This window comes from Novosphingobium sp. (assembly GCF_036803765.1).
In the GTDB taxonomy this organism is placed as follows: domain Bacteria; phylum Pseudomonadota; class Alphaproteobacteria; order Sphingomonadales; family Sphingomonadaceae; genus Novosphingobium.
The window spans coordinates 1-16,619 of record NZ_DAIRTS010000024.1; the positions used below are offsets into that span (position 1 = coordinate 1).

Here is a 16,619-nt window from a genome sequence, read left to right on the forward strand (position 1 = left end):
CTGGATTCCCGCCTTCGCAGGAATGACGGGGACGGTTTGGGACTGGTGGCCAGCGCGGTCTAGCGCGCCGCCCAATCACCCAGCCGCTTAACGCAGCGCTGCCAGCGGATTGACGGGCACGCCATCCTTGCGCAGCTCTACCGTCACCAGTGGTCGGGCCGGCGCGGCGATGCCGATGGGGGAGCCCTGCACCACCTTGTCACCCACGCCGGCATCGATCCGGCCGAGCCCGGTGACGAGCGAGGTCCAGCCGCCCGCATGCTCGACGATGACGATCTGCCCGAACCCGCGATAGGCGCCGGCGAAGGCGATCCGCCCGGCGGCCGGCGCGACGATCTGCGCCGAGGCGACGGGCGCGAGCACCAAGCCCTGCGACGGCCCCGTCGGCCCCGCCTCGCCAAAGCCAGTGGTCACGCGGCCCGAGACCGGGAGTATCCACGCCAGCTGCGCCTCCCCGCGCGCGATCGGGCCGGCATCCTCGACCATCAGCACCGCGCCAGGGCGATCGGGCCGCTGCACCGGGCCGGGCAGCGCGGAGAGCATGTCGCGCATCTGCCCGTCGCGCCCCAGCTGCGCCATCAGCGCGGTCAGGTCGCGGGTCTCCTCGGCCAAGGCGAGCGCATGGTCGGCCTCGCGGCTGGCGGTACCGCTGGCAGCCCGGCTGGCGATACGCTGGCGGCTTTCGAGCGCGGCGAGTTGCTGGCGGCGCTCGTCGAGGCCGGAGCGGCTGGCGCGCAACCGGTTGGCTTCGCCGCGTGCCTGCTCCTGCAGGGCGTGGCCGCGCGTCACCGCGCTGCGCAGCGTCGCCGTGCGGCGGCGCACTTCGGGCAGCATCGTCTCGAGCACGGCGCGCAGGTAGACGGTGTCGCGCAGCGAGTCGGCGCGCAGCAGGCTGAAGGCCAGCGGGCGGCGGGCGATCAGCTCGAGCGCCCCGGTCAGGCGCACGACCGGCTCCTGCCGCACCGCGATCCGGCGCCTGAGGTCAGCCCGTTCGCGCTCAATCAGCGCGATGCGCGCCTCGCTCATGCGGATTTCGGCTTCGGATTGCTGGATGCGGGCCGCGATCGCGGCAGCGGCCTGTGCCGTGCGGTCGGCCGCAGCCGTGGCGGTGCGCGCCGCCGCTTCGAGCTTGTCGGCACGCCCCTGCGCCTCGGCCAGCGAGGCCTGGGCCTGCCGCAGGGCATTGCCCGCCTCGCCGGTCGACTGATAGGCCGGGCCATCGACCGCCGCGGCCCACTGCCACGCCGCCACCGGCGCCAGCGCGAGTGCCACGCCGGCCAGCAGCAGCCGTGACGGATTGGGCGCCGTGTAAGGCAACGACGCGGGCGGCAGGGCGCGCATCATCCCTCGCGGTGATAGGGATGGCCCGCGACGATGCTGGTCGCGCGCCACAATTGTTCGGCCAGCATCGCGCGCGCCAGCATGTGCGGCCAGGTCGCGGCGCCGAAGGCGATCAGCAGGTCGGCGCCATCGCGCACCGACTGGTCATGCCCGTCCGCCGCGCCGATCAGGAACCGCGCCTCGCGCACGCCATCGTCGCGCCACCGCCCCAGCACGGCGGCAAGTTCGCTCGAGGTCAATTGCTTACCGCGCTCGTCCATCACGACGGTGCGCGTCGGACTGACCGAGACCGGCGGCAGGCTTCCGCCGCGATCGGGCATCTCGGTCACGCGGAAACCCCAGGTCACGCGCTTGCCATAGCGCTCGACCAGTTCGGCCTCGGGCGAGCGGCCGATCTTGCCACGGGCGATGATGTGAAGGAGCATGAACAACCCTCAGGTCCCGCGCCGGGCCGGCGGGGATGACGCGGCATGACGGAGCGGCGGCCGGCATTGGCGGGCAAGCAGGGGCGGGCAGGCACATCGCCGCCCCGCCTGTCACCGCTTGGCCGTCACCCTTCCCCAGGCAGGAAAGGGCCGAAGACGTCAGGCGGCGCCCGCGTCCCCGAAGCCCCACATCCGCTCGAGATTGTAGAAGCTGCGCACTTCCGGGCGGAACAGGTGGATCACCACGTCGCCGGCATCGACCAGCACCCAGTCGGCGGCGGGCAGGCCCTCGATGCGGACATGGCCGTGGCCTGCATGCTTGATCCGCTCCGACAGCTTCTGCGCCATCGCGGCGACCTGGCGGGTCGAACGGCCCGAGGCGATGACCATGTAGTCCGCAACCGAGCTCTTGCCCTCGAGCGGGATCGTCACGAGTTCGATCGCCTGGTCATCGTCGAGCGAGCGCAGGACGACGTCGTAGAGGCTGCCAGGCTCCACACCTTCGGGCAGAACCAGCGGCGCGCGGGGAGACGGAGCCGAAACGGGGGCGCCGGCATCGGCCGGCTGGGTATGGGCACTGGTCATTGCTTGGGGGTGAACTCCGCTTGGAAAAGGGGTAATTTACAACGCACTGCACGCCATGCCGCTCCAACGGCGATTTCGCGATACGCCGGGGCGCACCGCGGAAAAGCCGAATCGGCGACAAGCGTGCCGAAAACACAAAAGCCCGAGGCAAAATCACCCGGGGCACGAGGGCCGGAGGCCCGGACAGGAACGCAGCCGCTCAGTGTCCGGTCTCCCCGATGCGATGATGCGTGACCGCGTCGCGCAGGCTTCGCACGACTGCCCTGCGAAACCACTCGGGATCGGCCTGGCGGACTTGCGTCGCCGAGCGCGGATCGGGGTCGAAACGCAGGATCGTCAGCGCCGGGGCGCTTTGCATCGATACAGCCTTTCGGGCGCGAACGCCTGATCGGGCGCCATCGCTTTCCTGCCTGCACCGCCGGCGCCAGCGGCGCAGCCACACCATGGCGGGGCTCGCCATCGCGGCCGCATCATAGCCCGGACGGGCGATTACCGCAATCGGCATGGTACGGGCGATGCCGCGCCAGTCCTTCCAGCGATGGAATTGCGCCAGATTGTCGGCCCCCATCAGCCAGACGAAGCGAATATGCGGGTAGCGCCGCACCAGCGCGCGCAAACTGTCAACGGTATAGCGCGTGCCCAACTCGCGCTCGATCGCAGTGACGCGAATCGGGGCGCGGCGCGCCTGCCGCCGGGCCGAGGCTACACGTGCTGGCAATGGCGCCATGCCTGCGGCAGGCTTGAGCACGTTGCCCGGCGATACCATCCACCAGACCTCGTCCAGCCCCAGCGCGGCGCGCGCGAACAGGCTCACCCGGCGATGACCGCCGTGCGCCGGATTGAAACTGCCACCGAACAGGCCGACGGTGCGGGGGACGGGTCGTGTCAGGGACGGACCTGCCCGTTGCCCTCGACCAGCCACTTGTACGTGGTCAGCCCCTCGAGCGCGACCGGGCCACGGGCATGAAGCCGCCCGGTGGCGATGCCGATTTCCGCGCCCAGCCCGAATTCGCCGCCGTCGGCGAACTGGCTCGAGGCGTTGTGCATCACGATCGCGCTGTCGACCTCGTTCAGGAACCGCGCCGCGGCCTCGGCATCTGCGGTAACGATCGCATCGGTGTGGCGCGAGGAATGGCGGTCGATGTGCGCAAGCGCTGAATCCAGGCCATCGACCACTGCAACCGACAGCACCGCGTCGAGGTACTCGGTGTCCCAGTCATTGTCCGCCGCGGGCACGATGCGCGGATCGATGGCGCGCGCACGGGCATCGCCGCGCACCTCGCATCCCGCCTCGATCAGCGGCGCGACGAGAGCTGCGGCGGCGGGATACGTCGCGTCGATCAGCAGCGTTTCCATCGAACCGCAGATGCCGGTGCGGCGCATCTTGGCGTTGAGCACGATCGCCTCGGCCATCGCCGGGTCGGCCGCGGCATGGACGAAGGTGTGGCAGATGCCGTCGAGGTGCGCGAGCACGGGGACGCGGGCATCGGCCTGCACGCGCGCCACCAGGCTCTTGCCCCCGCGCGGCACGATCATGTCGATCAGCCCGGCGGCGACGAGCATGGCGCCCACGGCGGCGCGGTCCTGCGTTGGCACCAGCTGCACCGCATCGGCGGGAACGCCGCCTTCGACCAGACCCGCCACCAGCGCCGCGTGGATCGCGCGGTTGGAATGGACCGCCTCGGTGCCGCCGCGCAGCAGTGCCGCATTGCCCGAGCGCACGCAGAGCACGGCGGCATCGGCGGTCACGTTGGGGCGGCTTTCGTAGATGATGCCAATGACGCCGATGGGCACGCGCACACGGCGCAGCACCAGCCCATTGGGCCGTTCGCGCCGGTCGATCTCCTGGCCCACGGGATCATCAAGCCCCGCGACCTGCTCTACCGCATCGGCGATCCCGGCAACGCGCGCGGGGTCGAGGCGGAGGCGATCGAGCAGCGCCGGCGTCAGCCCGTTGGCCTCGCCATTGGCCATGTCGATCGCGTTGGCGGCCAGGATAGCCGCTTCGGCCCGGCGCAGCGCGGCAGCCGCGAGACGCAGAGCCGCGGCCTTCGCCGGCGACGGCATGCGCGCGAGCGTGCCTTGCGCGATGCGGGCGGCGCGCGCGAGGCGCTCGACCAGCGCGGCGGGGGTTTCGACGGCGATGTCCTGTGCGTTCGTAGCCATGATGCCCGGCGCCTTACCATCGTGGCAAGGGTCTGTCACGAGAGGCCGCTTGGCCGGGCGCATCGGTGATTCGCGCCGTTCCCGGGCCGCGAGCTACGTGACTCCCCTGATGTCGTCCTGCGCTTCGCCGTTTGCGCCGCACATCCTGCCGAGTGCAGCGGCGCTGGATTCGACTCCGCCGCAATCGATCGCTAGGGGCGCGCTCGGGGTCTATTCAGTCAATCTTGGATCGGGGATCGCTTGAACTTGCCAGCCAGTACGACCGATGGTGCGATGCGCGCCAGCCTGCCGGCGCGCGTGCGCGCCGCAGCCATGCGGGTCCGCGGATGGTTTCCCGACCGTGAATTCTTCATGCGGGCGAACGGGCAGGTACGCTTCATCCGGTTGTCGGGCCGCCTGCAGCTGCGCATCGCCGCGGCCGTCGCCATCGCGGCCTGCCTGTGGCTCGGGACACTGGTAGCCCTGCTCGTCAGCCACCTCGTGGCGCTCGGCCATGGCGCCGACATGCGCGAGCGCGAGGCTGCCGTCGCCACCGCGGAAGGGCGCATGGCGCAATATCGCCAGGGCCTGGGTGCCGTGGCCGAAGACCTCAAGCGCCGGCAGGACATGATCGACGCGTTGGTCAAGGGCCAGCTCGGCGACCTTCCCGCCCCTACCCCCGGTAGTGAAGACGCTGCGCCGGCGGATGCGGAAACCGCCAAGGCCATTCACAAGATCTCGCAGGAAATGCCCGAGGCCGCCGGTCTCGTCGGCATCGAGGCACGGCAGCTGGCCTTCGTCGACGCGCTGACGCGTTATGCCGAGGCGCGCGCCGCGCGGGCCGAGACCGCGATCCGCCGCGTCGGGCTCAACCCGTCGCAGATCGCCCCGCTCCGGGGTAATCGCGCCATGGGCGGTCCGTTGATCCCGCTCGCGACCGGCGCCAACGGCCTTGTCGACCCGCGCTTTGCCCGGTTCGGTGCCAGCATGGCGCGCATGGCCTCGCTCGAGCAGGGGCTGGCGCGCCTGCCCCATGCGCTGCCCGCCCGCGCCGACTACGTGTCGAGCGGGTTCGGCTATCGCGCCGACCCTTTCACCGGCAGCGGCGCATTCCATCCCGGCCTCGACTTTCGCGGACCGATCGGCGCGCCGATCCGCGCCGCCGCGCAGGGCACCGTCATCTTCGCCGGGCAGCGGTCGGGCTATGGCAACTGCGTCGAGGTCGACCACGGCCATGGCCTCGTCACCCGCTATGCCCACATGTCGCGGATCGAGGCGCGCCCCGGCCAGGCCGTCACCGCCGGGACCGAGATCGGCCTGATCGGCAGCACCGGCCGCTCGACCGGCCCGCACCTGCACTTCGAAGTGCGAATCAACGACCGCCCGGTCGACCCGCGCCCCTTCCTGGAGACCCTTCCCGATGTTCTCGAAGAAGCCCGCAGCCATGGCGGGCGCTGATCGCATGCCAACGACGCGCATCGGCGGTTCGGGCACGTTCTCGGTGCTGGGCGCCGACCTCGTCGTGCGCGGCGACATCACCGCCGAGACCGACCTGCACATCGACGGCCGCGTCGAGGGCGACGTGACCTGCGCCGCTCTCGTGCTGGGCGAAAGCGGCCGGCTCGAGGGCGCGCTGCGCGCTCGCTCGGCGCGGCTGGCCGGCAGCGTCCACGGCGCGATCGACGTGGCGGACCTCGTGATCGAGAAGACCGCGCGAATCACCGGCGACGTCGCCTACGATACGCTGACGGTCGAACAGGGCGCGCAGGTCGACGGACGCTTCACCCCGCGCGGCAGCAACGCCGCCGCCGCCGCACCCGAGGCGCTGCTGCGGCAGGCCTGATTTCGGCAGAAGGCATCTGGGCGCGGGGACGCATTCTGCCCAAGGTTGCCGACGTCGTGTCCGATTGCAGAAAAAGCTGGACCCCGGATCAAGTCCGGGGTGACGGACATCTGCAATGTCGGCTTTCTTCGTCACCCGGACTTGATCCGGGGTCCAGCTCCCTTGCTTCCCCAACCCGACTTTACTGCGCGGATGTGCGCGCCACCTAGAACGGCTCGGCCGCCTCGGTGCCGTCGATCCACCCGCCACCGATCACACGCTCGCCGGCATAGATCACCGCCGCCTGCCCCGGCGCGACGCCGTATTCGGGCGCGGCGAACCGCAGGGTCGTGGGGGCGCCATCGCCGAATGGCCCCTCGAGCACGACCGGCACGGGCCTGGCCAACGAGCGGACCTTGGCGGTCAGCGGCACTCCCGCCTCGGGCATTGGGCCGATGCGGTTGGTCTCGATCACCCGCGCCGCGCTGACCCCCAGCAGGCGTCGCGGCCCGACCAGCACGCGCGCGCCGGCTGCGTCGATCCCGACGACATAGAGCGGCTCGGGCTGTCCGCCGATCTCAAGCCCGCGCCGCTGGCCGACGGTGTAGTGGATCACGCCCTGGTGCGTGCCGAGTGCCTCGCCGGTCTGCGCGTGGACGATCGCGCCGGGCTGCACGCCCTCGGGCCGCACGCTGCGCACGATCTTGGCATAGTCGCCATCGGGCACGAAGCAGATGTCCTGGCTGTCGGGCTTGGCAGCGACCGCCAGCCCCATCGCCTCGGCCAGTGCGCGCACTTGCGGCTTGGGCATGCCGCCCAGCGGATAGCGCAGATAGGCCAGTTGCTCGTCGGTCGTGCCGTAAAGGAAATAGCTCTGGTCGCGCGCCGGGTCGGTGGCGCGGTGCAGCTCGGGTCCGTTCGGGCCGACGACGCGCTGGACGTAGTGCCCGGTCGCGAGGCAGTCCGCCCCCAGCTCGCGCGCCATGGCGAGCAGGTCGGTGAACTTGGGCCCCATGTTGCAGCGGATGCAGGGGATCGGCGTGCGGCCCGCGAGGTAATCATCGGCAAAGCGCTCGACCACGTCTTCGCGAAAACGCGACTCATGGTCGAAGACATAATGCGCGATCCCCAGCCGGTCGGCCACCGCGCGCGCATCGCGGATATCGTCGCCCGCACAGCACGCGCCCTTGCGCCCGGTGGCGGCGCCGTAATCGTAAAGCTGCAGCGTGACCCCGATCACCTCGGCGCCGCTGGCGGCCGCCAGCCCGGCGACGACCGAGCTGTCCACCCCGCCCGACATGGCAACGACGATGCGACGGGTGCGGCCGTCGGCCGGCGCAGGCAGGTCGAACAGCGCGAGAGGATCGGACAGGCCATCGAACGCCGGTGCGGCGAGAAAAGATTCCGGGAGGGGCATGGGCGCCCACATAGGCGCTTTCCCTCAAGGTTTCAGCGCAAAAATCACCGCGACCACCGCAAGCCCGGCCGCCATGGCTAATTTTTTGTAAAAGCCTGCTTTACATTCTTTTAGCCCTGTTCGGCCTATCCCGGGGTCATGGACTTGGGTTTTGAAGATCCACGCGGCCTGGCCGGCGCCGAACCCGCCCCCGTGCTGCGCAGGCTGCACTGGGCGGAATTCTGCGCCCGGCTGGAAGCGGCACAGGACCTGCGACGGCTGTCGCAGGGCATCGTGCCGGCCTGGCCGGGCGGCTCTCACCTCGGCAGCTTTCATCGGGTCGCAGCCGGAATGTTGCAGGGGGAAGGGTCTGAAGAGCGCGTTAACCGCAAATATTCAAAATATGGCAAAGCGGAGGAAAGCACACTGGTGACCAAGGCATACGAAGCCTCACCCCCGGCGCACGACGCGTTTATCCGACGAGAGCTGCCATGATCGAAAACCAGAAAATCCGGCCTGCGCAGGTGATCGGCCCCCTCGGGGAGCCGCTGACCCTGGACAATCTGCCGCCTGCCACCACCACCCGCTGGGTCGTGCGACGCAAGGCCGAGGTCGTCGCTGCCGTCAACGGCGGCCTGCTCACGATCGACGAGGCCTGCGAGCGCTATGGCCTGACCCTTGAGGAGTTCGCCTCGTGGCAGCGGGCGGTCGACCGCTCGGGCATGCAGGGCCTGCGCGTCACCCGGATCCAGCACTATCGCGACCTTTACGAGCGCCAGCTCAAGTATTGAGCCAAGCCGACAGGCATAGAACTTTGACACGGCCGCCCCGGGACGCACCGGGGCGGCCGTTGTCATGTACACGATAGCGCTATCAAGCGATAGCGGGTCGAATACCTCCACCATGACGTTGTTCGTCGAGGCGTGATTGCAACTCATCGTTGCTGTCGCTAAGATCGCCGTAAATGCTGGCAGGACAAGGAACCTTGCGGTTTTGCGCGGCCAGAGGCAGCGCCGGGCCGAAAAGGTCGTCGTCTCGCCACGGTCTTGCGGGGCACGCACGCCTTACCTCACGGTCGGGTCGCAGCGGGGCCGCAAGGCAGCGATAGACGAAGCATGGTTGTTACATACCGTGGCGCGCCTCCCCCCGACGGTGGTGCATCGCGGTTCACGGGGACGAACCCGGCCGGCGCGCCCCGCAAGGACGGCGCGCCCGATCCGGGACGGGGAGGCTATTCTGCTGGATACGACGCAAGACATTCGCGGCAAGGACGAGGACTGGTCAGGCACCTCCGGGCTGGAGGATGCCGCGCGTCCCCGCAACCGGCGGCGTGCGATCATCATCGGCGTCGTGATCGTGGCCGCGCTCGCCCTGGCTTGGTGGCTCATGCACCGCACCCCCGAGGCGGCCCCGGCGGCCACCAAGGGCGGACAGGCGCAGACCGTCTCGGTGATCACCCCCGGACAGCAGACCGTCGATGCCAAGGTCATCGCCAGCGGCGTCATCGCCGCGCGGCGTGAAATGCCCGTCGGCATCGCCGGCGAAGGCGGCCGCGTCGTCAGCGTGCTCGTCGATGCCGGGGCCTGGGTCCATGCCGGCCAGGTGCTCGCGGTCGTCGACCGCTCGGTCCAGGTCCAGCAGGTCGCCAGCCAGGCTGCCGGCGTCCAGGTCCAGGAAGCCAATGCCCGCATCGCCCAAAACAACCTCGATCGCGGCCTGCAGCTCGTCGCCAAGGGGTTCATCTCCAAGGCCAACATCGACCAGCTGACCGCCACGCGCGATGCCGCCGTCGCCCAGGTCCGCGTCGCCCGCGCCACGCTCGGCCAGTTGCGCGCCAACACCGCGCGCCTCAACATCGTCGCCCCGGCCGACGGCCTGGTCCTGACCCGCGGGGTCGAGGCCGGCCAGATCGTCAGCGCCGGCAGCGGCACGCTGTTCCGCATGGCGCGCGACGGCGAGCTGGAAATGCAGGCCCGCCTCGCCGAGATCGACCTGGCGCGCATGCGCGAGGGCGACACCGCCATCGTCACCCCGGTCGGCACCGACCAGACCTTCACCGGCACGATCTGGCAGGTCGCGCCGACGATCGACCCAACCACGCGCGAGGGCATCGTGCGCATTGCGCTGAAGTACGATCCCGCGCTGCGCCCGGGCGGCTTCGCCAGTGCCTCGATCCGCAGCGGCACCGTGACGGCGCCGGTCCTGCCCGAATCCGCCATCCTCAGCGACCAGCAGGGGCCCTTCGTCTATGTCGTCGACGGCAACAACAAGGTGTCGCGCCGCGCGGTCAAGACCGGCGAGGTGACCGCCTCAGGCATCGTCGTGCGCGAAGGCCTGCTCGGCGACGAACGCGTCGTGCTGCGCGCCGGCGGCTTCCTCAACCCCGGTGACACCGTGCGCCCGTCGGTCGTCAAGTCCGCCGGCTCGCCAGCCGCGCACTAACAGGCAACCGCTCATGAACTTCCGCAATCTCTCGGCCTGGTCGATCCGCAACCCGGTCGTTCCGATCGTGCTGTTCATCGGCCTAACGCTCGCCGGCATCGTGTCCTTCATGATGATGAAGGTGCAGGACCAGCCGGATATCGAATTCCCCATGGTGATCGTCTCGATCAGCCAGCCGGGCGCCGCGCCGACCGAGATCGAGACCCAGATCACCCAGCGCGTCGAGGCGAGCGTCCGCACCATCGCCGGTGTCGACACGATCACCTCCACCGCGTCCGAGGGCAACAGCCAGACGTTCGTGCAGTTCAAGATCGGCACGGACATCTACGGCGCGGTCGCGGAAGTGAAGAACGCGGTCGACCAGGTGCGCGGCGACCTGCCCGACGGCATCCTCGAACCGCAGGTGTTCAAGGCGGAAACCTCGTCGGACCCGATCGCCTATTGGGCGGTCTCGGCCGACGACATGACCATCGAGCAGCTCTCGTGGTATGTCGACGACACCATCGCCAAGCGCCTGCTCGCGATCCCCGGCATGGCCGAAGTCCATCGCGCCGGTGGCGTGACCCGCGAGATCGCGGTGACGCTCGATCCGCTGCGCATGAAGTCCTACGGCGTGACCGCGGTGCAGGTGAACAACGCGCTGCGCCAGGTGAACCTCAACGCCGCGGGCGGCCGCGCCGAAGTGGCGGGCGCACGCCAGTCGGTCCGCGTGCTGGGCAATGCCCGCAGCGCCTTCGCGCTGGGCCAGACCCAGGTCGCGCTGTCCTCGGGCCGGGTGATCCGCCTGTCCGACGTTGCCGACGTGCGCGACAGTTTCAGCGAACTGACCTCGATCGCCAAGTTCAACGGCAAGCCGGTCGTCACCTTCAGCATCGCCCGCGCGCGCGGCGAGTCCGACGTCAGCGTCTACGATTCGTCGAAAGCCGAACTGGCCAAGCTCGAGAAGGAACAGGGCGGCAAGATCCACTTCACCCAGCTTTTCACCAGCGTGAACTACACCAAGCAGCAGTACCACACCTCGATGTCCTCGATGGTCGAGGGTGCACTGCTCGCGGTGATCGTGGTGTTCTTCTTCCTGCGTGACTGGCGCGCGACCTTCGTCTCGGCCATCGCGATCCCGCTTTCGGCCATCCCGACCTTCGCGGTCATGCATCTCATGGGCTTCACGCTCAACACGATGTCGCTGCTGGCGCTGGGCCTCGTCGCCGGCGTGCTGGTCGACGACGCGATCGTGGAAATCGAGAACATCGTCCGGCACATCCGCATGGGCAAGAGCCCGTACCAGGCGGCCATCGACGCCGCCGACGAAATCGGCCTGGCGGTCGTCGCCACGACGTTCTCGATCGTCGCGGTGTTCCTGCCGGTGGGCCTGATGCCGGGCCTGTCGGGCCAGTTCTTCAAGAACTTCGGCCTGACCGTGGTGGTCGCGGTGCTGTTCTCGCTGCTCGTCGCGCGCATGATCACGCCGATGGTCGCCGCCTATTTCCTGCAGCACAACCAGCGCGACATCCCGCACGGCGAAGGCCCGTGGATGGACCGCTACATGGCGGTGCTGCACTGGTCGCTCGATACCAGCAAGGTCAAGGCCTACCGCGCGGAGCATCCGCGCCGCCGCTTCCGCGCACGGCTGCGCGACCATCGCCTGTGGATGATGGGCATCGGGCTTGGCGCGCTGGTAATGACCGGGCTGATGTTCGTCGTAATCCCGACGCAGTTCTTCCCCGACACCGACAGCGACTTCAGCCAGATCAACGTCGAGATGGTGCCGGGCACCACGATCGAGCAGACCGAGGCCAAGATCGACGAGGTCTACAACCTCATCCGGAACGAGCCTGAAATCGACGTCGCGCTCGAGCGCATCCTCGAGGGCAATGGCCGCGTCATCATTACCTTGCGCCACGACCGCAAGCGTTCGAGCCTGCAGTTCGAGCGCGAGCTGACCCCGCGCCTGCAGCAGGTGGCCGACGCGCGCGTCACCTTCCAGAACCAGAACGGCGGCGGCGGCGGCGGCTCGGGCCGCCCGATCAGCGTCATGCTCTCGGGCTCGGACCCCGACCTCCTGCAGCGCACCGCGCAGACGCTGGTCCAGCAGATGAGCGGGCTCAAGCAGGTGGTAGCCCCGCGCATCAGCGCGGACTTGCGCCGCCCCGAACTCATCATCACCCCGCATTCGGACTTGGCTGCCTCGCTCGGCGTGACCACGGCCGCGATCAGCCAGACGATCCGCATCGCCACGCAGGGCGAGATCGACATGAACAGCGCGAAGTTCTCGCTGTCCGACCGCCAGGTGCCGATCCGCGTCAAGCTGCCGGTGGATTCGCGCCGCGACCTCTCGACGATCGAGAACCTGCCGGTACCGACCACTTCGGGCATCTCGGTGCCGCTCGCCCGCGTCGCCGACATCGGCTTCGGCTCGGGCCCGACCACGATCCAGCGCTACAACCAGAACCGCCGCATCTTCGTCGGCGCCGACCTGCCGCCGGGCGTGGTCAAGGGCACAGCGATGGACGCCATCGCCAAGCTGCCGATCATGAAGAACCTGCCGACCGGCGTGTCCAATGCGCCGGCCGGCGAGGACCGCTGGCAGGCGGAGATGTTGACCAACTTCTTCATCGCGCTGGCCACCGGCGTGCTGCTGGTCTTCTCGGTGCTGGTGCTGCTCTACCACCGCTTCGTCTCGCCGCTGGTCAACATGGGCTCGCTGTTCCTCGCCCCGCTCGGCGGCCTGCTGCTGCTGGCCGTGCTGGGCCAGTCGACCAGCCTGCCGGTGTTCATCGGCGTGCTCATGCTGTTCGGCATCGTCGCCAAGAACTCGATCCTGCTGATCGACTTCGCGATCGAGGAAATGGCCACGGGCAAGCCGCGCCAGGACGCCATCCTCGAGGCCGGGCACAAGCGCGCGCAGCCGATCGTGATGACCACCGTCGCGATGGTCGCCGGCATGATCCCCACCGCGGTCTCGATCGGCGGCGACGGCGGCTGGCGCGCACCGATGGGCACTGTGGTGATCGGCGGGCTGACGCTGTCGACGCTGCTGACGCTGCTGATCGTGCCCGCGGGCTTCAGCCTCGCCGACGGGCTGGAAAAGCGCCTCGGGCCCTGGCTGGCACGGCGCGTGCTGACCAAGCGGACCGATCCTGCCGTTGCTGCCGGCACCGGCGCCATCGGGAACCGTGCCGAGCGTGAGGCATTCCCGGCGGAGTGAACAGAGTAACCCCTGCCCGCCCCGCTGGCTCGGATCCGACCCGGCCCCGCAGCCTGACCGCCCGCCTGTCCATCGGCGGTGCGCTGCCGGCGGACAGGGCGCGCACCACGCGGCTGGTGGCCACCGGCCTGCTTGTGGTCATGGCCGGGCTGTTCATCCTGGCGCGGACGATGGGGGCCGAGACCGGCCAGCCGGCATGGGGGTACCTGCGCGCCTTTGCCGAGGCGGCGATGGTCGGCGGCCTTGCCGACTGGTTCGCGGTGACCGCGCTGTTCCGTCACCCGCTCGGCCTGCCGATCCCGCACACCGCGATCATTCCCGAGAACAAGGACCGCATCGCGGATTCGCTGGCGGGCTTCCTGCAGAGCAATTTCCTCACCCCCCAGGTCGTGGCGCGCCGCATGGCGGGGCTCGACGTCGCGACGGCGGCGGGCGGATTTCTCACCGCGCCGCGCGGCGCGCAAAGCCGCGTGACCGCGGGCGCGACCAGCCTGATCGCCGATATCCTCGAATCGCTGGATCGCGACAAGCTCGGCGGCATGGCCAAGCAGGCGCTGCGCCACCAGCTCGATCGCATCGACCTGGCCCCCCTGCTCGGCCAGATGCTGACCGCGATGATCGCCGATGGTCGCCACCTCCCGCTGATCGAGGCGCTGCTGTCGCGCACCGCCCAGACGCTGGAGGCCAACGAAGACCTGCTGCGCACGATGATCCACGATCGGGCCAATGGCCTGATCCGGCTGGTCAAGCTCGACGAGCGGCTCGCCAATGCGGTGCTCGACGGGCTCTACAAGCTGCTCGCCGAGGCCGTCGTCCATCCCGACCATCCGCTGCGCCTGAAGATCGTCGACGGGTTGGAACAACTGGCTCACGACCTGACGCATGACCCGGTCATGGCCGCGCGCGTCGAGCGGATGAAAGCGGAGATCCTTTCAAACCCGGCCTTCACCACGTGGCTCGATGCCCTGTGGGAGCGCGCCCGCAGCGGGCTGCTCGCGGCAGTGCGTGGCGGAGGAAGCGGCGGTGCGGCATCGGCGCAGTTCGCGATCGCGCTGGCCGACCTTGGCACCGCTCTGCAGACTGATCCGCGCCTGCGCCTGCTGGTCAATCGGTTTTCGCGTCGCACGCTGGTCGGCATCGCCAGCCGCTATGGCGGGCAGATCGTGCGGCTAGTGTCGGAGACGATCCGGCGCTGGGATGCGCGCACCGTCACTGCGCGGATCGAGGGTGCGGTCGGCCGCGACCTCCAGTTCATCCGCATCAATGGGACGCTGGTGGGCGGCCTCGTCGGGCTGGGGCTTCACGCGCTCGACATGGCGCTCTGAGCCGACACACCGCTAGATCGTGCGATTTTTGACAAAAACCGGTTCCCACTTTTTGTCATCGCACTCTAGGCTTGGCCCTACTGGAGCGTGACGTCCTCGTCGTCGCTGTCGCGCCGCCCGAAGAACTGCATGAGCTGCACCAGCAGTTCGCACCGCGTGGCGATGTCGGGCGCTTCGAGCAGCGCCTGCTTGGCCGCCACGTCGAACGGCGCGATCTGCGAGACGCCGTTGATGAGCGACTGATCGTCGAGCCGCGCGACCGAATCCCAATCGACCGCATAGCCCTGGGCATCGGCGAAGGCGCGCGCCTCGCGCTCGAAGCTGGCGCGCTCGACCGCGCTCAGCGCCGCATCGAGATCGTCCGCGATCAGCTCGGCCTCGACCTGGCGAAACGCGGTCTTGACCTCGAGTTCGCGCAGCACGCGAAAGCGCGAAATGCCGGTGAGCAGCAGGTTGTAGCGGCCGTCGTCGAGCGCCTCGACATCGTCGATCTTGCCCAGGCACCCGACCTGGAACAACGGAGCGCCCTCGGCCGGCGATTGCGGCTGGATCATCGCGATGCGCCGGTCGCGCGCCAGGGCATCGAGCACCATGGCGCGATACCGCGGCTCGAAGATGTGCAGCGGCAGCTGCAAGCCGGGGAACAGCAACGCCCCCGACAGCGGAAAGATCGAGAGCCGCACCGGGGCACCCGTTCCGCCCATGGCCATCAACCGAACAGCACGGTGGACAGCTTGCGACGCGTGCGCGCCACCCACGGGTCCTCCAGACCGATCGCCTCGAAGATCTGCAACAGCCGTGCCCGCGCAGCTCCGTCGTTCCACGCGCGATCAGCGGCTACCATCGCCAGCAGGCGATCGGCGGCACCATCGCGGTCACCGGCGGCGAAAAGGCCGTTAGCATAAGCGAGCTGAGCATCCATGTCCGCCGGGTCCGCCTCGGCCGCGTTGCGCAGGCCGGCGAGCTCGGTCTCCTCGGGCGCGTCCTCGGCCAGCGCAAGTGCGGCACGGGCCTGCGCCAGCGCGGGGTCTTCGGCCAGCTTGGGATCGAGCGCGGCGAGGACTTCGGCAGCCTCGTCGCGGTGTCCGGCCGCCAGCAGCGCGCGCACCAGCCCGGCATGGGCAACCGCGTTGTCAGGCGCGATCTCGATGATCTGCGCGAAGACCGAGGCGGCACGCTCGCCGTCGCCCTCGGCCAGTATCTCCTCGCCCATCGCCAGCAGCGGCGTCACGTCCTGCGGTGCATCCTCGCCCACCGCACCGGGCTGCACGGGCAGCTGCGACAGGATCTGGTCGAGGTATTGCTTCAGCTGCGATTCGCTACGCGCATTGGTGAGGTCGGCGACGGGCTGGCCCTGGAACATCGCATAGACGGTCGGGATCGAGCGCACCTGGAACTGCGCGGCGATGAACTGCTCCTCGTCGACGTTGACCTTGGCGAGGATTACGCCCTTGTCCGCGTACTCGGCCGCGACCTTTTCCAGCACCGGGGTCAGCGCCTTGCACGGCCCGCACCATTCAGCCCAGAAATCGAGGATGACGAGCTTGGTCATCGAGGGTTCGACGATGGACTTGCGGAAGCGGTCGACCGCCTTCTGTTCGTCGAGATTGAGACCCAGGCTTGCCACGCGCATTTCTCCACTGCCACTGCATCGGGGCCGCCCGTTGACCGGGGCGCCCCACCCCACCATGTGGGAAATGCGCCCGGTTCGGCAAGGGGCTGCGGCGGGCCGGCGCCGAATCCGTGCCGCTTTTGCCGCGCGCGCCAGCACATTCCCCAAGCCATCCACAGGCCCGCACCGCTTTGCGCGCAAAAATGCAACTTTGCTGTTGCACACCCCCCGAACCCCGGTTATTGGCGCGCCTCACCCCAGCGGGATGGCTTCTTGCCTCTCGTTGAAAACGCCAGAGCGGGCGTAGCTCAGGGGTAGAGC

The 16,619-nt window shown here is 69.3% G+C and carries 15 protein-coding genes; 7 read left to right on the plus strand and 8 right to left on the minus strand.

Annotation, left to right across the window (positions count from 1 at the left end; genetic code table 11):
• Positions 1-87: 87 nt before the first annotated feature.
• The 5 genes from V7Q48_RS14600 to V7Q48_RS14620 form a co-directional block, all read right to left on the minus strand.
• Positions 88-1,344, minus strand: a complete 1,257-nt coding sequence (locus V7Q48_RS14600; protein WP_333839005.1) for a murein hydrolase activator EnvC family protein — start codon at positions 1,342-1,344, stop codon at positions 88-90.
• The gene (locus V7Q48_RS14605; protein ID WP_333839006.1) at positions 1,341-1,766 is read right to left on the minus strand and encodes a 23S rRNA (pseudouridine(1915)-N(3))-methyltransferase RlmH; all 426 of its coding nucleotides are present in this window, start codon (positions 1,764-1,766) and stop codon (positions 1,341-1,343) included. Before V7Q48_RS14605 ends, V7Q48_RS14600 begins: the two co-directional genes overlap by 4 nt.
• Positions 1,767-1,925: 159 nt before the next feature.
• The gene (gene rsfS / locus V7Q48_RS14610) at positions 1,926-2,351 is read right to left on the minus strand and encodes a ribosome silencing factor (RefSeq protein ID WP_333839007.1); all 426 of its coding nucleotides are present in this window, start codon (positions 2,349-2,351) and stop codon (positions 1,926-1,928) included.
• A 199-nt stretch (positions 2,352-2,550) separates the two neighbouring features.
• Positions 2,551-3,273 (minus strand): nicotinate-nucleotide adenylyltransferase, encoded by a 723-nt coding sequence (locus V7Q48_RS14615; RefSeq protein ID WP_442947144.1) that lies wholly within the window; start codon positions 3,271-3,273, stop codon positions 2,551-2,553.
• A complete protein-coding gene (locus tag V7Q48_RS14620; RefSeq protein WP_333839008.1) occupies positions 3,237-4,517 on the minus strand; it encodes a glutamate-5-semialdehyde dehydrogenase in 1,281 nt (426 codons plus the stop codon). The genes V7Q48_RS14615 and V7Q48_RS14620 overlap by 37 nt, the downstream gene beginning before the upstream one ends.
• Before the next feature lie 273 nt (positions 4,518-4,790).
• Here V7Q48_RS14620 and V7Q48_RS14625 point away from each other — a divergent pair, with 273 nt between their 5' ends.
• The gene (locus tag V7Q48_RS14625) at positions 4,791-5,954 is read left to right on the plus strand and encodes a M23 family metallopeptidase (RefSeq protein ID WP_333839009.1); all 1,164 of its coding nucleotides are present in this window, start codon (positions 4,791-4,793) and stop codon (positions 5,952-5,954) included.
• A 4-nt stretch (positions 5,955-5,958) separates the two neighbouring features.
• Positions 5,959-6,339, plus strand: coding sequence for a bactofilin family protein (locus tag V7Q48_RS14630; RefSeq protein WP_333839010.1), 381 nt, complete (start codon positions 5,959-5,961; stop codon positions 6,337-6,339).
• 205 nt (positions 6,340-6,544) lie between these two features.
• On the opposite strand, the gene mnmA is transcribed toward V7Q48_RS14630, so the two are convergent.
• Positions 6,545-7,735, minus strand: a complete 1,191-nt coding sequence (gene mnmA / locus V7Q48_RS14635; RefSeq protein WP_333839011.1) for a tRNA 2-thiouridine(34) synthase MnmA — start codon at positions 7,733-7,735, stop codon at positions 6,545-6,547.
• 138 nt (positions 7,736-7,873) lie between these two features.
• Here mnmA and V7Q48_RS14640 point away from each other — a divergent pair, with 138 nt between their 5' ends.
• From V7Q48_RS14640 to V7Q48_RS14660, 5 genes are all read left to right on the plus strand, one after another.
• Positions 7,874-8,209, plus strand: a complete 336-nt coding sequence (locus V7Q48_RS14640; RefSeq protein ID WP_333839012.1) for a hypothetical protein — start codon at positions 7,874-7,876, stop codon at positions 8,207-8,209.
• On the plus strand, positions 8,206-8,505 hold the full coding sequence (gene sciP / locus V7Q48_RS14645; protein WP_333839013.1) for a CtrA inhibitor SciP: 300 nt from the start codon (positions 8,206-8,208) through the stop codon (positions 8,503-8,505). Before V7Q48_RS14640 ends, sciP begins: the two co-directional genes overlap by 4 nt.
• A 466-nt stretch (positions 8,506-8,971) precedes the next feature.
• Positions 8,972-10,156 carry an efflux RND transporter periplasmic adaptor subunit gene (locus V7Q48_RS14650; RefSeq protein ID WP_442947147.1) on the plus strand — a complete coding sequence of 395 codons (1,185 nt, stop codon included), beginning with the start codon at positions 8,972-8,974 and terminating at the stop codon, positions 10,154-10,156.
• A 13-nt stretch (positions 10,157-10,169) separates the two neighbouring features.
• Positions 10,170-13,361 (plus strand): efflux RND transporter permease subunit, encoded by a 3,192-nt coding sequence (locus V7Q48_RS14655; RefSeq protein ID WP_333839014.1) that lies wholly within the window; start codon positions 10,170-10,172, stop codon positions 13,359-13,361.
• Between the two features lie 140 nt (positions 13,362-13,501).
• Positions 13,502-14,686, plus strand: coding sequence for a DUF445 domain-containing protein (locus V7Q48_RS14660; RefSeq protein WP_333839053.1), 1,185 nt, complete (start codon positions 13,502-13,504; stop codon positions 14,684-14,686).
• A 77-nt stretch (positions 14,687-14,763) separates the two neighbouring features.
• On the opposite strand, the gene V7Q48_RS14665 is transcribed toward V7Q48_RS14660, so the two are convergent.
• Together V7Q48_RS14665 and V7Q48_RS14670 are read right to left on the minus strand one after the other, a co-directional pair.
• Positions 14,764-15,390 carry an LON peptidase substrate-binding domain-containing protein gene (locus V7Q48_RS14665; RefSeq protein WP_333839015.1) on the minus strand — a complete coding sequence of 209 codons (627 nt, stop codon included), beginning with the start codon at positions 15,388-15,390 and terminating at the stop codon, positions 14,764-14,766.
• 5 nt (positions 15,391-15,395) lie between these two features.
• A complete protein-coding gene (locus V7Q48_RS14670; protein WP_442947145.1) occupies positions 15,396-16,319 on the minus strand; it encodes a tetratricopeptide repeat protein in 924 nt (307 codons plus the stop codon).
• Between the last annotated feature and the right edge of the window lie 300 nt (positions 16,320-16,619).

Excerpts from the sequence above, each read along its gene's own strand:
- V7Q48_RS14620 (WP_333839008.1), bottom strand. The coding sequence starts at position 4,517 with ATGGCTACGAACGCACAGGACATCGCCGTCGAAACCCCCGCCGCGCTG.
- V7Q48_RS14605 (WP_333839006.1), bottom strand. The coding sequence starts at position 1,766 with ATGCTCCTTCACATCATCGCCCGTGGCAAGATCGGCCGCTCGCCCGAG.
- mnmA (WP_333839011.1), bottom strand. The coding sequence starts at position 7,735 with ATGCCCCTCCCGGAATCTTTTCTCGCCGCACCGGCGTTCGATGGCCTG.
- V7Q48_RS14600 (WP_333839005.1), bottom strand. The coding sequence starts at position 1,344 with ATGATGCGCGCCCTGCCGCCCGCGTCGTTGCCTTACACGGCGCCCAAT.
- sciP (WP_333839013.1), top strand. The coding sequence starts at position 8,206 with ATGATCGAAAACCAGAAAATCCGGCCTGCGCAGGTGATCGGCCCCCTC.
- V7Q48_RS14670 (WP_442947145.1), bottom strand. The coding sequence starts at position 16,319 with ATGCGCGTGGCAAGCCTGGGTCTCAATCTCGACGAACAGAAGGCGGTC.
- V7Q48_RS14665 (WP_333839015.1), bottom strand. The coding sequence starts at position 15,390 with ATGGGCGGAACGGGTGCCCCGGTGCGGCTCTCGATCTTTCCGCTGTCG.
- rsfS (WP_333839007.1), bottom strand. The coding sequence starts at position 2,351 with ATGACCAGTGCCCATACCCAGCCGGCCGATGCCGGCGCCCCCGTTTCG.
- V7Q48_RS14655 (WP_333839014.1), top strand. The coding sequence starts at position 10,170 with ATGAACTTCCGCAATCTCTCGGCCTGGTCGATCCGCAACCCGGTCGTT.
- V7Q48_RS14660 (WP_333839053.1), top strand. The coding sequence starts at position 13,502 with ATGGCCGGGCTGTTCATCCTGGCGCGGACGATGGGGGCCGAGACCGGC.
- V7Q48_RS14630 (WP_333839010.1), top strand. The coding sequence starts at position 5,959 with ATGCCAACGACGCGCATCGGCGGTTCGGGCACGTTCTCGGTGCTGGGC.
- V7Q48_RS14625 (WP_333839009.1), top strand. The coding sequence starts at position 4,791 with ATGCGCGCCAGCCTGCCGGCGCGCGTGCGCGCCGCAGCCATGCGGGTC.
- V7Q48_RS14640 (WP_333839012.1), top strand. The coding sequence starts at position 7,874 with ATGGACTTGGGTTTTGAAGATCCACGCGGCCTGGCCGGCGCCGAACCC.